The organism is Pseudonocardia alaniniphila (assembly GCF_022524485.1).
Classification (GTDB): Bacteria; Actinomycetota; Actinomycetes; order Mycobacteriales; family Pseudonocardiaceae; genus Pseudonocardia; species Pseudonocardia alaniniphila.
The window spans coordinates 129,883-144,667 of sequence record NZ_JAKXMK010000027.1; the positions used below are offsets into that span (position 1 = coordinate 129,883).

At 71.3% G+C, this 14,785-nt stretch carries 14 protein-coding genes; 12 read left to right on the forward strand and 2 right to left on the reverse strand.

Going from position 1 to position 14,785, the window contains the following annotated elements; translation table 11 throughout:
* Positions 1-2 precede the first annotated feature (2 nt).
* Entirely contained in the window at positions 3-848 is an 846-nt protein-coding gene (locus MMF94_RS28650) for a DMT family transporter (protein ID WP_241040320.1), read from the reverse strand.
* 158 nt (positions 849-1,006) lie between these two features.
* Positions 1,007-1,837, reverse strand: a complete 831-nt coding sequence (locus tag MMF94_RS28655) for an inositol monophosphatase family protein (protein ID WP_241040321.1) — start codon at positions 1,835-1,837, stop codon at positions 1,007-1,009.
* A gap of 154 nt (positions 1,838-1,991) precedes the next feature.
* On the opposite strand from MMF94_RS28655, the gene MMF94_RS28660 reads away from it, so the two are divergent.
* The 12 genes from MMF94_RS28660 to MMF94_RS28715 all read left to right on the forward strand — a co-directional run.
* A complete protein-coding gene (locus MMF94_RS28660) occupies positions 1,992-3,146 on the forward strand; it encodes a glycosyltransferase family 4 protein (protein ID WP_241040322.1) in 1,155 nt (384 codons plus the stop codon).
* Between the two features lie 2 nt (positions 3,147-3,148).
* Positions 3,149-4,252, forward strand: a complete 1,104-nt coding sequence (locus tag MMF94_RS28665) for a glycosyltransferase (protein ID WP_241040323.1) — start codon at positions 3,149-3,151, stop codon at positions 4,250-4,252.
* Between the two features lie 81 nt (positions 4,253-4,333).
* The gene (locus MMF94_RS28670) at positions 4,334-5,044 is read left to right on the forward strand and encodes a demethylmenaquinone methyltransferase (protein ID WP_241040324.1); all 711 of its coding nucleotides are present in this window, start codon (positions 4,334-4,336) and stop codon (positions 5,042-5,044) included.
* 87 nt (positions 5,045-5,131) lie between these two features.
* On the forward strand, positions 5,132-6,442 hold the full coding sequence (locus MMF94_RS28675; protein ID WP_241040325.1) for a geranylgeranyl reductase family protein: 1,311 nt from the start codon (positions 5,132-5,134) through the stop codon (positions 6,440-6,442).
* A 109-nt stretch (positions 6,443-6,551) separates the two neighbouring features.
* On the forward strand, positions 6,552-6,917 hold the full coding sequence (locus tag MMF94_RS28680) for an NADH-quinone oxidoreductase subunit A (RefSeq protein ID WP_232667592.1): 366 nt from the start codon (positions 6,552-6,554) through the stop codon (positions 6,915-6,917).
* Position 6,918: 1 nt separating this feature from the next.
* Complete coding sequence (locus MMF94_RS28685) at positions 6,919-7,470, forward strand: NuoB/complex I 20 kDa subunit family protein (RefSeq protein ID WP_241040326.1); 552 nt, start codon at positions 6,919-6,921, stop codon at positions 7,468-7,470.
* A gap of 6 nt (positions 7,471-7,476) precedes the next feature.
* Complete coding sequence (locus MMF94_RS28690) at positions 7,477-8,349, forward strand: NADH-quinone oxidoreductase subunit C (RefSeq protein WP_241040327.1); 873 nt, start codon at positions 7,477-7,479, stop codon at positions 8,347-8,349.
* 34 nt (positions 8,350-8,383) lie between these two features.
* On the forward strand, positions 8,384-9,718 hold the full coding sequence (locus tag MMF94_RS28695) for an NADH-quinone oxidoreductase subunit D (RefSeq protein ID WP_241040328.1): 1,335 nt from the start codon (positions 8,384-8,386) through the stop codon (positions 9,716-9,718).
* A 55-nt stretch (positions 9,719-9,773) separates the two neighbouring features.
* Positions 9,774-10,577, forward strand: a complete 804-nt coding sequence (nuoE, locus tag MMF94_RS28700) for an NADH-quinone oxidoreductase subunit NuoE (RefSeq protein WP_241040329.1) — start codon at positions 9,774-9,776, stop codon at positions 10,575-10,577.
* The gene (gene nuoF / locus MMF94_RS28705; protein WP_241040330.1) at positions 10,574-11,917 is read left to right on the forward strand and encodes an NADH-quinone oxidoreductase subunit NuoF; all 1,344 of its coding nucleotides are present in this window, start codon (positions 10,574-10,576) and stop codon (positions 11,915-11,917) included. The genes nuoE and nuoF overlap by 4 nt, the downstream gene beginning before the upstream one ends.
* Positions 11,914-14,367 carry an NADH-quinone oxidoreductase subunit G gene (locus MMF94_RS28710; protein ID WP_241040331.1) on the forward strand — a complete coding sequence of 818 codons (2,454 nt, stop codon included), beginning with the start codon at positions 11,914-11,916 and terminating at the stop codon, positions 14,365-14,367. Before nuoF ends, MMF94_RS28710 begins: the two co-directional genes overlap by 4 nt.
* Positions 14,368-14,399: 32 nt before the next feature.
* A partial coding sequence (locus tag MMF94_RS28715; protein WP_241040349.1) for an NADH-quinone oxidoreductase subunit H occupies positions 14,400-14,785 on the forward strand: 386 nt, incomplete at its 3' end.

Below are 14,785 nucleotides of genomic sequence, written 5' to 3' on the forward strand. Positions count from 1 at the left end.
GGTCACAACCGAGCGGACCGGGCCCGTGCGCCCGCGCGGGTGGCGAACGCCACCCCGAGCACCGCCACCACCATGCCTGCGATGGCGACCGGTCCGAGGGTCTCGCCGAACATCGCCCACGCCATCAGCGCCGTGATCCCCGGAACGAGATAGAAGTAGCTGGTCACCTGGGATGCCGCGCCGCGGCGCAGCATCAGGAAGAGCAGCGAGATCCCGCCGCCGGTGAGCACCAGCACCGACCAGGCGAGCGCGCCGATCAGCTGGGGCGTCCAGTCGAAACGGAAGTGCTCGAACGCCAGCGTGAACGGCAGCGTCACCAGGAGCGAGGCCGCGAACTGGACGACCTGGCCGGTGCGCAGATCGAACTCCGGGCAGAACCGCTTCTGATACAGCGTGCCTGCGGTGATCGCGAGCAGCGCCATCGTGGTCAGCCCGAGCGTCAGCGGCGTCAGGCCCGAGGTGGTGAGCTTGCTCGAGACGACGAGGGTGACTCCCGCGAAACCGAGCAGCAGCCCCACCACCTGCAGCCGTCCGAGCCGCTCGCCGAGCAGCGCCGCGAACACGGCGGTCAGCACCGGCTGCAGGTTCACCACCAGCGCCGTGACACCGGCCGGCATCCCGGCTGCGACCGCCGCCCACACGCCGCCGAGGTAGCCGGCCTGGATGCCCACACCCGCCACCGCGATGTGGCCGGCCTGCCGCCAGCCCGGCCAGGGCGCCCGCGCGACGAGCGCGAGAACGAGCATCAGCACGACGACCCCGGCGTAGCGCAGGATCAGGAAGCTCAGCGGTTCCGCGTAGGGGGCCGCGTACTTGGCCACCACGAAACCCGACGCCCAGATCACCACGAACAGGAACGGGGTGGCGCGTACGGCGAGCGTGGCGGAGGACTCCGGCTTCGAGATGGTGGCGATACGGCGACCCTAACCCGCAGCCCCCGAGCGCCCACCGCCCGAGCCGCCCGCCAATCCCACGAGTCGCCCCTGCTCGGCTCGGTCGCCCGGCCCTACCGCTCCGCGTGCCACCAGCCGAGCACCTCGTCCAGCGAGCCCGGCACGGCGACGACCATCGCGCCCGTGGGAAGCGGGTTCGGCCGCCCCTCCCCGTCGACGATGAGCGCGCCTGCCTCCGCCGCGAGGCACGCGGCGCCCGCGACGTCCCACTCCCGGTAGCTGTCGAGCACCGCGGCGACGGCGTGCCCGAGCGCGACCTGCGTGATCGCGAGCGCCGACGACCCGAGCACCCGCACCCCCGCGTGACCGGCGGCGGCCTGGCGGGTGAAGCCCGGTGCCCGCTCCAGCGAGAGTTCCGCGCAGATCAGGCCGCCGGTGGGGGACCGTGGCGTCACCGTGACCGCCACGCCGTTCGCCCGCACGCCCCGGCCGCGGGCGGCGGCGTAGATCTGGGCCCGGCTGGGGTCGGCGATCACCCCGACCACCGGCCCGTAGGCGTCCACGAGCGCGAGGCTGTAGGCGCACCACGGGAAGCCGGCGACGTAGTTGGCCGTGCCGTCGACGGGGTCGACCACCCACCGGTAGGGCGCGGTCGCGGCGTCGCCGTCGCTCCCGAACTCCTCGCCGACCACCGGCACCCCGGGGAACTCCGATGCCAGCACCCGGCGGGTGTGCCGTTCGAGGGTCCGGTCGGTGTCGGTGACCCAGTCGAACGGGTTCGCTTTGTGGGTGGCACCCGGCTGTTGGCCGCGGCCCGCGGTGGCCGTGATCACCTCCGCGGCGTCGTTGGCCAAGCGCCCGGCCACCTCCAGAGCCTTGGAGAGCAACCCCGCCTCGACCGGGAACGGTGTCGAGGGTGCACTCGGGTGCGGCTGGACGGTCATGTGGCCCGAGCGTCGGCGTGTCCGGTGTCTCCGGTGCGTCGCTCAGGTGTCGTGTCATGGATCACCCGGCCAACTGTGTGCCCGACATGGGCTGTTGGCCGTACGTTCGGTGGCTCGTCAACGCTTCGCCCCACGGGCAGGCAACGGTGCCTCCGTGCGAGTCGCCATCGTCTCCGAGTGCTTCCTGCCCGTTGTCAACGGCGTGACGAACTCCGTGCTCCGGGTGGTCGAGCACCTGACGGAGGCGGGTCACGAGGCGTTGGTGATCGCTCCCGGGATGGACGGTCCCATGGAGTACGCGGGTGCCCGGGTGGTGCGCGTCCCGGCGGTGGATCTGCCGGTCGTCTCGTCGATGCCGGTCGGGGTGCCCAGCCGGCGCGTGCTGACGGCGCTGCGCGAGTTCGCGCCCCACGTCGTCCACCTGGCTGCGCCGTTCGTCGTCGGGTACCGCGGACTGGCTGCCGCCCGCCGGCTCGGCATCCCGACGGTCGCCGTCTACCAGACCGACGTGGCCGGGTTCGCCTCCTCCTACGGCCTCGGTCTGACGGCACGCGCGGCGTGGCGCTGGACGTGCCGGCTGCACGGCCAGGCCGACCGCACCCTCGCCCCGTCGAGCTGGGCCACCGAGGCGCTGCGGGCGCGTGGCGTTCCGCGGGTGCACCAGTGGGCCCGGGGCGTCGACACCGGGCGGTTCACTCCGCACAAGCGCGACGACGGCCTGCGCGCCCAGCTGGCCGCGGGTGGCGAGCTGCTCGTCGGCTACGTGGGCAGGCTCGCGCCGGAGAAGCAGGTCGAGCGCCTCACCGCGCTGGCCGACGTACCCGGCATCAGGCTCGTGGTGGTGGGTGACGGCCCGAGCCGGGACCGCCTCGCGGCGGCGTTGCCGACTGCAGCGTTCCTCGGTTTCCGCGGCGGCGACGAGCTGGCCCGGATCTACGCCTCGCTCGACGTCTTCGTGCACACCGGCCCGTCGGAGACCTTCTGCCAGGCCGTGCAGGAGGCGCTCGCCTCGGGGCTGCCCGTGGTCGCGCCGGACGCGGGCGGGCCGCGTGACCTCGTGCTCCCCGGCCGCACCGGCTACCTCGTGCCGCCTCACCCCGACGGTTCCGAGGGCGCTCACGACCCGCGGTCGATCGCGGCCGACGCCGAGCTCCGTGCCGCGGTCGTGGCGCTCACCGACCCGGCGACCCGGGCCCGCTTCGGCGCCGCGGCCCGGCAGTCGGTGTTGCGTCGTACCTGGTCCACGGTCTGCGACGAGCTGCTCGCGCACTACGCCGAGGTCATCGGCGCCACAGCCGCGGCCGCCTGACGGTGCGCATCGTCCAGCTGGCCAACTTCTACGGTCCGCGCTCGGGCGGTCTGCGCACGGCCTTGCACCACCTCGGTGCGGGGTACGTGGGCCGCGGCCACGAGGTGGTGCTCGTGGTGCCCGGCCGGCGGTCGGCGGACGAGCGGCTGCCTGCCGGTATCCGCCGTATCACCGTCGCCGCGCCAAGGCTGCCCGGCACCGGCGGCTACCGTGCCGTCGACCCCTGGCGCGTGCAGCGGCTGCTCGAACGGCTGCGCCCGGACGCCATCGAGGTGTCCGACCGGCTGACATTGCGCGGGCTGGGTGCGTGGGCGTCGCGGCGCGGGGTGCCGAGCATCGTGATCTCCCACGAGCGCCTCGACCGGCTGCTCGCACAGTTCCTGATGCCCGAACCGGCCGCGCGACGGGTGGCTGACTTCGCGAATGCCCGGATGGCGGCGGCCTACGACACCGTGGTGTGCACCACGTCGTTCGCACGCGCCGAGTTCGACCGCATCGGCGTGACCAACGTGGCCCAGGTGCCGCTGGGGGTGGATCTCCGGACGTTCTCGCCGCTGCACCGGGACGCCGCCCTGCGCAGCACGCTGGCCCGCCGCTCCGAGACCCTGCTCGTCCACTGCGGGCGCCTCTCGCCGGAGAAGCATCCGGAGCGCAGCATCGACACGGTGGCCGCGCTGCGCGATGCGGGGCACCGGGTACGCCTGGTCATCGCTGGTGACGGGCCACGCCGCCCGCTGCTGGAGCGGCGGGCCGCCGGGCTGCCGGTGACGTTCCTCGGCTTCGTGCCCGACCGCTCCCGGCTGGCCCGGCTGCTCGCCTCGGCCGACGTGTCGCTGGCCCCCGGTCCGCACGAGACGTTCGGCTTGTCGGCGCTGGAGGCACTGGCGAGCGGTACTCCGGTGGTCGTCTCGGCCTCGTCGGCGCTGCCGGAGATCGTCGGGCCGTCGGGGGCCGCTGCGCTGGACCGGCCCGAGGCCTTCGCCGCGGGCGTCACCACCGTCCTCGCCGCGGACGAGGGCGTGCGCCGGGCTGCGGCGCGGGCCAGGGCCGAGCAGTTCGGGTGGCCGGAGTCCGTCGGACGGATGCTCGCCACGCTGTCCGTCTGACCATCTGACCGTCTGAGCGCCCGCGTAGGACGGGACTCGGGGGTGGGGAGGGTGGCTCGCGGGGCAAGTAGCGTTTCCGGTGTGAGCCGCGCCGACCTGGACAAAGACCCGCACGACGTCGCTGTGATGTTCGACGCCGTCGCGCGCCGCTACGACCTGACCAACACCGTGCTCACCGCCGGGCAGGACCGGCGCTGGCGGGCGCTCACGCGTGAGGCGCTGCAGCTTCGTCCCGGCGAGAAGGTGCTCGACCTCGCCGCCGGCACCGCTGTCTCCACCGTGGAGCTGTCGCGATCGGGTGCGTGGTGCGTGGCGGCCGACTTCTCGCTCGGGATGCTCCGCGCGGGCGCCCACCGGGCGGTGCCGAAGGTGGCGGCCGACGCGTTGCACCTGCCGTTCCGTGACGCTGTCTTCGACGCGGTGACGATCTCGTTCGGGCTGCGCAACGTCGCCGATCCGGACCTTGCCCTGCGCGAGCTGGCGCGCGTCACCCGTCCGGGCGGCCGCCTGGTGGTGTGTGAGTTCGGCCGTCCGACGTTCGCGCCGTTCCGCGTCGCCTACCACCTGGGCCTGGAGAGGGTGCTCCCTGCGGTCGCGGATCGCGTGTCGAGCAACCCAGCGGCGTACCGCTATCTGGGTGAATCGATCCGCGATTGGCCTGCTCAGCCCGTGTTGGCGCGTCGCGTCGCGGCGGCGGGCTGGAGCGACGTCGCATGGCGCGACCTGGCCTTCGGCGCAGTGGCGCTGCACCGCGCTCGCCGTCCGTACGACACCCAGGGGCCAGTCGGGTGACGCTACGCCCGGGTGGCGGGCGCGCGGGCGTGGACAAGGGTGCATAGACTCGTACCGACTTCGTGAATCTGTTCACAAGGAGCCGTTTTGGTCGCGCCCGAACCCACCACCGTCGGCGGGCGACCGGATGCCGACGCCGACGTCATCGTCGTCGGTGCCGGTCCCGCCGGGTCTACCGCCGCTGCGTACTTGGCACGTGCCGGTCTCGACGTACTCCTTCTGGAGAAATCGACGTTCCCGCGGCCCAAGGTGTGCGGCGACGGCTTCACCCCCCGCGGCATGAAGCAGCTGATCGATCTCGGCATCGACTGCTCGGAGCAGAACGGCTGGCTGCACAACAGGGGCCTGCGGGTCGTCGGCGGCGGCGTCACGCTCGAGCTGGAGTGGCCCACGCTCTCGAGCTTTCCGAACTTCGGGGCCGTCCGGCCCCGCCAGGACTTCGACGAGCTCCTGGTGCGCCACGCCGAGAAGTCCGGCGCGCGGCTGCGCGAGGAGACCACGGTCACCGAGGCCCTCACCGACGAGCGGACGGGCCGGGTCACCGGTGTGGCCGGCACCACAGGGAAGGGCAAGGACAAGCGCCCGGTCTCTTTTCGCGCGCCCCTCACCCTCGCCTGCGACGGCGTGAGCGCCCGGCTCGCGCTGAGCCTGGGGATGGCCAAGCGCGACGACCGGCCGATGGGCGTGGCGGTGCGCCGCTACTACAACAGCCCGCGCACGCACGACGACTTCCTGGAGAGCCACCTCGAGCTGTGGGACCGCTCGAACCCGTCCGACCCGAAGCTGCTGCCCGGCTACGGCTGGATCTTCGGGATGGGCGACGGCACGTCGAACGTGGGGCTCGGGATCCTGTCCACGAGCAAGGCCTACGGATCCACCGACTACCGCGCGCTGCTGAAGTCGTGGCTCGACGGCACTCCGGAGGAGTGGGGCTACCGCGACGAGAACGCGGTGGGCACCGTCGGCGGGGCCGCCCTGCCGATGGGCTTCAACCGCACCCCGCACTACCGGCCGGGCCTGCTGCTCGTGGGCGACGCCGGCGGGATGGTCAACCCGTTCAACGGGGAGGGCATCGCCTACGCGATGGAGTCGGCGGCGATCGCGTCGCGCTGCACGGTGCAGGCGCTGGCGCGTTCGGGTGCGTCGGCCGAGGCCGCGCTGGCCGGTTACCCCACGGCCATGAGCCAGGCACTCGGCGGCTACTACCGAATAGGCAACGTTTTCTCGAAGCTCATCGGCAACCCGACCGTGATGGGCATGGCCACGAAGTACGGTCTCCCACGCGTGACGCTGATGCGGTTCATTCTCAAACTGCTCGCCAACCTCTACGACCCGAGGGACGGGGGGTTGAGCGACCGCGTCATCACCGCGATGACCAGGGTCGCACCGAGCTTGTAGTTACTAAGGCTTGCCTGGCTGCGGCCAGGGCCGTCAGCCGACTTAGTGTCGGCGAGCGGTGCCATCGAATCAGGAAGACTCCGCTACTAGTAGACGACAGGGCTGACGGATGCTCGATCCCTACCTCCCGCTGGTGCTGCTGTTCGCGCTGGCCGGTGCGTTCGCACTGTTCTCGGTGACGGCCGCCCCGTACGTCGGACCCCGGCGCTACAACAGGGCGAAGCTCGACGCCTATGAGTGCGGCATCGAGCCTTCGCCCCAACCCGTCGTGGGCGGCGGCCGCATGCCGGTCGCCTACTACCTCACGGCGATGCTGTTCATCCTGTTCGACATCGAGATGGTCTTCCTCTACCCGTTCGCGGTGAGCGCCGACGCGCTCGGCCTCTTCGGGCTGGTGGAGATCGTGCTGTTCATCGTCACGGTCGGCTTCGCCTACATCTACGTGTGGCGGCGCGGCGGGCTGGATTGGAACTGAGATGGGTCTGGAAGAGCATCTGCCCAGTGGCGTCCTGCTGACCAGCGTCGAGAAGCTGGTCAACTGGACGCGTAAGTCCTCGCTGTGGCCCGCCACCTTCGGGCTGGCCTGCTGCGCGATCGAGATGATGACCACCGGCGCGCCGCGCTACGACCTCGCGCGCTTCGGCATGGAGGTCTTCCGGGCCTCGCCGCGCCAGGCCGACCTGATGATCGTCGCCGGCCGGGTGAGCAACAAGATGGCCCCGGTACTGCGGCAGATCTACGACCAGATGCCCGAGCCCCGCTGGGTGCTGGCGATGGGTGTCTGCGCCTCGTCCGGCGGCATGTTCAACAACTACGCGATCGTGCAGGGCGTCGACCACGTCGTCCCCGTCGACATGTACCTGCCCGGCTGCCCGCCGCGGCCGGAGATGCTGATGGACGCGATCCTCAAGATCCACGCCAAGATCATGGACGAGCCGCTGGGCGCCAAGCGGGCCGCTGCGCTCGCGGCGAGCGGCCACAAGACCGAGCTCGTCCCGTCCTCGATCAAGTTCGCGAAGAAGAAGTGACCGGGAATGGCTGACGAACAGAACGGCACGTCCGGCACGTCGAAGGAGAAGGCCGAGGCGACGGGAGGGCCGCAGTCCTCCGCCGAGACGAGCGGGCCCGACACCGCCGCCCAGCGGGCCGCGGGTGGCGGGCCGCCTGCCGGCGGTGAGCCCGAGCAGACCGACACCGCGATCGACGCGCACGTCAACGGGCAGACGCCCGAGGGCGGCACGCGGATCCCGGCCGGGAGCACCCGCGAGCGTCACGGGATGTTCGGCGTCCACGGCTCGGGCGACACCTCGGGCTTCGGTGGCTTGCGGTTGCCCGGGCACGTCCCGGCTCCGGCCGAGCGGCCGTTCGGTGGCTGGTTCGACGAGTTCGCCGACGACTTCGGCGATGCGCTCGCCGAGCGCGGCATCCCGCGGGGCGCCGTGCAGCAGATCACGATCGACCGCGGCGAGATCACGTTCTACGTGCGGCCCGACCGCATCCGCGAGCTCTGCCGCACCCTCCGCGACGACGAGGGCCTGCGCTTCGAGCTGTGCTCCTCGGTCTCCGGCGTCGACTACGGCGAGGGTGTGGCCCAGCGACTCCACGTCGTCTACCACCTGACGTCGATGACCTACCGGCGCCGCATCCGGCTCGAGGTCGCCCTCGACGTGGACGACCCGCACGTGCAGAGCGTCGTCGACGTCTACCCCACGGCCGACTGGCACGAGCGCGAGACGTGGGACATGTTCGGTGTGATCTTCGACGGTCATCCGGCGCTCACGAGGATCCTGATGCCGGACGACTGGGAAGGGCATCCCCAGCGCAAGGACTACCCACTCGGCGGGATCCCGGTGGAGTACAAGGGCGCGGAGATCCCGCCCCCGGACCAGCGGCGGTCGTACACGTGACCGCGTACCGACCCTTCTCCGCGGAGGCGGCGACATGACGGATATCCGCGACGACGCTCCTGTTCCGGACGCGTACGCATCGGAGCGTGAGACCACCGAGGGCACGGTCTACACGGTCACCGGTGGCGACTGGGACACGTTCCTCGACGACGAGCACGACGACCGCATCGTCATCAACATGGGTCCCCAGCACCCGTCCACCCACGGGGTGCTGCGGCTGGTGCTGGAGCTCGAGGGCGAGACGGTGACGCAGGCCCGATCGGTGATCGGCTACCTGCACACGGGTATCGAGAAGAACTGCGAGTTCCGCACCTGGACCCAGGCCGTCACGTTCGTGACGCGCATGGACTACCTCTCGCCGCTCTTCACCGAGGCCGCCTACTGCCTCGGTGTGGAGAAGCTGCTGGGCGTCGAGGTCCCGCGCCGCGCTCAGGTGGCCCGCGTGATGTTGATGGAGATCAACCGGATCGGGTCGCACCTGGTCGCCCTCGCCACCGGCGGCATGGAGCTGGGCGCGCTCACCGGTATGACGGCGGGCTTCCGCGAGCGCGAGGAGGTGCTGCACCTCCTCGAGTTCCTCACCGGGCTGCGCATGAACCACGCGTACATCCGGCCCGGCGGTCTCGCGCAGGACCTCCCGGAGGACTGGGCCGAGAAGGTCGCCGACTTCGTCAAGATCATGAAGCAGCGGCTGCCCGACTACGACAAGCTGCTCACCGGCCAGCCGATCTGGCGCCAGCGCCTGGAGAACGTCGGTTATCTGCCGGTCGACGGATGCCTCGCTCTCGGGGCCACCGGGCCCATCCTGCGGGCGGCGGGCCTGCCGTGGGACATGCGCAAGGTCGAGCCCTACAGCGGCTACGAGGAGTACGACTTCGAGGTCCCCACGGCCACCGAGGCGGACTGCTACGCGCGCTACCGGCTGCGTGTCGCCGAGATCCACGAGTCGCTGAAGATCATCGAGCAGGCCGCGGCGAAGATGGAGCCGGGGCCCGTCATGGTCGCGGACCGCAAGATCGCCTGGCCCGCGCAGCTGTCGATCGGTGCGGACGGCATGGGCAACAGCCTCGAGCACGTCCGCAAGATCATGGGTCAGTCGATGGAGTCGCTGATCCACCACTTCAAGCTGGTCACCGAGGGCTTCTCCGTGCCGGCCGGGCAGGTCTACTCGGCGGTCGAGTCGCCGCGCGGCGAGATGGGCTGCCACCTGGTGTCGGACGGCGGCACGCGCCCGCTGCGCGTCCACGTCCGTGACCCCAGCTTCGTGAACCTGCAGACGATGCCGGCGATGAGCGAGGGCGGCATGGTCGCCGACGTCATCGCCGCGGTCGCCTCGATCGACCCCGTTATGGGAGGCGTGGACCGATGAGCGAGCGTGCGAGCGAAAGATCGGCTCAGCGTGAGCGCCAGAGCGAGGTAGCGAGATGACGCTGCCGGAAGGCACCCCGGAGTCGTACGGCGAGCTGACCGCGCCGGGGGAGGTCGTATGGGAACCGGTGACGCAGGAGCCGTCGCCGGTGTCCCCCGTCTTCGACGAGCTGACGCGGCAGCGCACCAAGGAAATCATCGGGCGCTACCCCCAGTCACGGTCGGCCCTCCTCCCGCTCCTGCATCTTGTGCAGTCGGTGGAGGGTTTCGTCAGTCAGGACGGGATCCGCTTCTGCGCCGAAGCGTTGGAACTGACCACCGCCGAGGTCTCCGCGGTAGCCACCTTCTACACAATGTACAAGCGCAGGCCATGCGGAGAACACCTGGTCAGCGTGTGTACGAACACACTCTGCGCGGCTCTCGGCGGCGACGAGATCTACAAGCGACTCAGCGACAAGCTCGGGGTGGGACACGAGGAGACCGCGGGTGAGCCGGGTACGCCGGGCTCCATCACTCTCGAACACGCAGAGTGTTTGGCCGCTTGCGACCTCGCTCCGGTGCTCCAGGTCAACTACGAGTACTTCGACAACCAGACGCCGGAGTCGGCCGACGAACTGGTCGCCGCATTGCAGCGCGGCGAGCGGCCCGCCCCCACCCGCGGCGCGCCACTGACGGACCTCAGGACCGTGGAGCTCGAGCTGGCCGGGATCTTCCCCGACCTCGAGCGCAGCGTCGAAGGCCCGTCGATCGCGCCGGAGACGGTGCGCGGCGCTCAGCTCGCGGCCGACCGCGGATGGGTCGCCCCGTCGATGCCCGACGCCCCTCCCGCCTTACCGGATCTCCCGGAGAAGAAGTCATGACCACTGCCCAGACGAATCCGCCGGCGCCCGATCCGCTCACCCCGGTGCTCACGCGGCGCTGGCGCTCGCCCCGCTCGTGGTCGATCGACACCTACGAGCAGCTGGAGGGCTACCAGGCGCTGCGCCACGCGCTCACCGCCCAGCCCGACCAGCTCATCCAACTGGTCAAGGACTCCGGTCTGCGCGGCCGCGGCGGAGCCGGCTTCCCCACGGGCATGAAGTGGAGCTTCATCCCGCAGGGGTCCACCGGTCCGGGCGCCAAGCCCAAGTACCTCGTGGTGAACGCCGACGAGGGCGAGCCGGGCACCTGCAAGGACATCCCGACGATGATGGCCGACCCCCACTCGCTGGTGGAGGGCTGCATCATCACGTGCTACGCGATCCGCTCGAACTTCTGCGCCATCTACGTGCGTGGCGAGGCGCTGCACTGCATCCGACGGGTCCGCCGCGCCGTGGACGAGGCCTACGCCAAGGGCTACCTCGGCACGAACATCCTCGGCTCCGGCTTCGATCTGGACATCGTGGTGCACGCCGGTGCCGGCGCGTACATCTGCGGCGAGGAGACGGCGCTGCTCGACTCGCTCGAAGGTCGTCGCGGTCAACCTCGGCTCAAGCCCCCGTTCCCGGCAACATCTGGTCTGTACGCCTCGCCCACTGTGGTCAACAACGTCGAGACGATCGCCTCGGTTCCCGCGATCGTCCAGGGCGGCAGTGACTGGTTCCGGCTGATGGGTTCGGAGCGCAGCCCCGGCCCGAAGATCTACTCGCTGTCGGGGCACGTGGAGAAGCCCGGCCAGTACGAGGCGCCGCTGGGTATCACCCTGCGCCAGCTGCTGGAGCTCGCGGGCGGGATGAAGGACGGGATCCCGCTCAAGTTCTGGACGCCGGGCGGTTCCTCCACCCCGATCTTCACCGCCGAGCACCTCGACGTTCCCCTGGACTTCGAGGGTGCGGCTGCTGCCGGCTCCATGCTCGGCACCACCGCGGTGCAGGTCTTCAACGAGACCGTCTCCGTGCCGTGGGCCGTCATGAAGTGGACGGAGTTCTACAAGCACGAGTCGTGCGGCAAGTGCACCCCGTGCCGCGAGGGCACCTACTGGCTCGTGCAGATCCTCGAGCGCATGGTGCACGGCGAGGGCACCGAGGCGGATGTCGAGACGATGCTCGACATCTGCGACAACATCCTCGGCCGCTCGTTCTGCGCTCTGGGTGACGGTGCGACCAGCCCGATCACGAGCGCCATCAAGTACTTCCGCCAGGAGTTCCTGGACCTGATCGCCGAGCAACCCGCGGTGGCACGTCCGGAGCAGCTGGCCGAGCTGACCGGAGCCACGGCATGACACTCGCTCCCGAGGAGAAGAAGGAGGCGCGGCCCGTACCCGAGGGCCACGTCCGCCTCACGATCGACGGCCTCGAGGTCGACGCGCCCAAGGGCGAGCTGCTGATCCGCACGTGCGAGCGGCTGGGGATCATCGTCCCGCGCTTCTGCGACCATCCCCTGCTCGACCCGGCGGGCGCCTGCCGCCAGTGCCTGGTCGAGGTGGAGATGGGCGGGCGGCCGATGCCGAAGCCGCAGGCCAGCTGCACGATGACCGTGGCGGACGGCATGGTCGTCAAGACCCAGCACTCCTCCCCGGTGGCCAAGAAGGCCCAGGAGGGGGTGATGGAGCTCCTGCTCATCAACCACCCGCTGGACTGCCCGATCTGCGACAAGGGCGGCGAGTGCCCCCTGCAGAACCAGGCGATGAGCACCGGCCGCACCGACTCGCGGTTCGTCGAGACCAAGCGGACGTTCCCGAAGCCGCTCCCGATCTCCACGCAGGTGCTGCTCGACCGCGAGCGCTGCGTGCTCTGCCAGCGCTGCACCCGGTTCTCCGAGGAGATCGGCGGCGACCCGTTCATCGATCTGCTGGAGCGCGGTGCGCATCAGCAGATCGGCGTGGCGCAGGACAAGCCGTTCCAGAGCTACTTCTCCGGCAACACCATCCAGATCTGCCCGGTCGGGGCGCTGACCAGCGCGGCGTACCGGTTCCGCTCCCGCCCGTTCGACCTCGTGTCCACCGACGGGGTCTGCGAGCACTGCGCATCGGGCTGTGCCCAGCGCGTCGACACCCGGCGCGGCACGGTGCTGCGGCGCCTGGCAGGCAACGACCCTGCGGTCAACGAGGAGTGGAACTGCGACAAGGGGCGGTTCGCGTTCCGCTACCTGCGCTCGCCGCAGCGGATCACCCGGCCGATGGTCCGCGGTGCCGACGGGGTGCTCGCCGAGACGTCGTGGACCGAGGCGCTCACCGCTGCTGCGCAGGGCCTCCTCGCCGCCCGCGAGGGTGGCATCGGGGTGCTCGCAGGCGGCCGGCTGACCGTCGAGGACGCCTACGCCTACGGCAAGTTCGCCCGCGTCGCTGCGCACACCAACGACATCGACTTCCGGGCCCGCCCGCACTCGGGCGAGGAGCTGGAGTTCCTCGCCGCGCACGTCGTGGGCCAGGGTCCTGAGGCGCTCGACTACGCCCGCCTGGAGGCCGCGCCCGCGGTCCTGTGCGTGGCGTTCGAGCCGGAGGAGGAGTCGCCGATCGTCTTCCTGCGGCTGCGCAAGGCGGCTCGCAAGCACGGTCAGCGGGTGTACCACCTCGGCCAGTGGACCACGCCTGCGGTGGAGCGCACCTCGCTGGAGCTCGGTTCCGCCGCCCCGGCGGCCAAGGACAACCTGGTCCGTTCGGTGCCGGGCGCCGAGGCGGCCGTCCTCGGGGAGCTCCCGGCGGACGTCGTCGAGGCGCTGACCGGCGGCGGTGTGATCCTCGTCGGTGAGCGCGCAGCCGAGGTTCCCGGTCTGTACTCCGCCGTGTCGGCGCTCGCCGCCCGCACCGGTGCCGCCGTCGGCTGGGTGCCGCGCCGGGCCGGTGAGCGCGGTGCGCTCGACGCCGGCGCAGCGCCCACGCTGCTGCCCGGCGGCCGCCCCGTCGCCGACGCGGCCGCGCGCGCCGAGGTCGAGTCGGCATGGGGCCTCGCGGCGGGCACGCTGTCCGCCACCCCGGGGCGCGACACCGACGAGATCCTCGCGGCCGCCGCCCTCGGTGAGCTGGCCGCGCTGGTGGTCGGCGGGCTCGACCCGCACGACCTGGCCGACCCCGCCGCCGCCCTCGCCGGGCTGCGGGAGGTCGGTTTCCTGGTCAGCCTGGAGATGCACGCCTCGGCCGTCACGGAACTGGCCGACGTGGTGCTCCCGGTCGCTCCGGACGCCCAGCGTTCCGGCAGCTACCTCAACTGGGAGGGCAGGCGCCGCGAGTTCGGGCCCGCCCTCGACGCGAGCGGCGTGCTTCCCGACTGCCGCGTGCTCGACACGCTGGCCGTCGAGATGGACGTCGACCTGTTCACGCAGACGCCGGCCGCCGCGGCCGGAGAGCTCGCCCGCCTCGGGCTCGCGGCACGGGCCACCTCCGCTGCTCCGTCGGTGCCGCCGGTCGAGCCGCTGCGCCCCGGCTTCGGTCAGGCGGTGCTCGCCACCTGGCGTCAGCTGGTGGACGAGGCCGCGCTCGCCGTCGACGAGCCCGCACTGGCGGGCACGGCCCGGCCCGCGTACGCGCGGCTCAACGCCGCCACGGCCGAACGGCTCGGGCTCGTGGAGGGTGAGCCGGCCACGGTGCGCACCGACCGCGGTGCGGTCTCGCTACCCGTGGCGCTGGCCGACCTGCCGGACGGGGTCGTGTGGCTGCCGGCGAACTCGGCCGGGAGCCACGTGCGGAGTGTTCTCGGAGCCGGTCACGGTGACCTTGTGGGGGTGACGGCATGACCACCAACCTGCTCGCGCAGGTGCAGCCCGGCATGACGCGCACGCAGCAGCTGCTCGCGGACGACCCGATCTGGCTGATCATCCTGAAGGTCGTGGCGCTGTTCGCGATCGGCGTGGTGCTCACGCTGTTCATGATCAACCTGGAACGCAAGGTGGTGGGCCGGATGCAGCAGCGTCCGGGCCCGAACCGGGTGGGCCCAGGCGGTTGGCTGCAGAGCCTCGCCGACGGGCTCAAGCTGGCGTTCAAGGAAGACATCATGCCGGTGATGGCCGATAAGCGGGTGTATTTCATCGCGCCGGTCATCTCGACGATTCCGGCGTTCGTGGCGTTCTCGGTGATCCCGTTCGGTGGCGAGGTGTCGATCTTCGGCGAGCCGACGGTGTTGCAGTTGGTGGACCTGCCGGTCGGTGTGCTGGT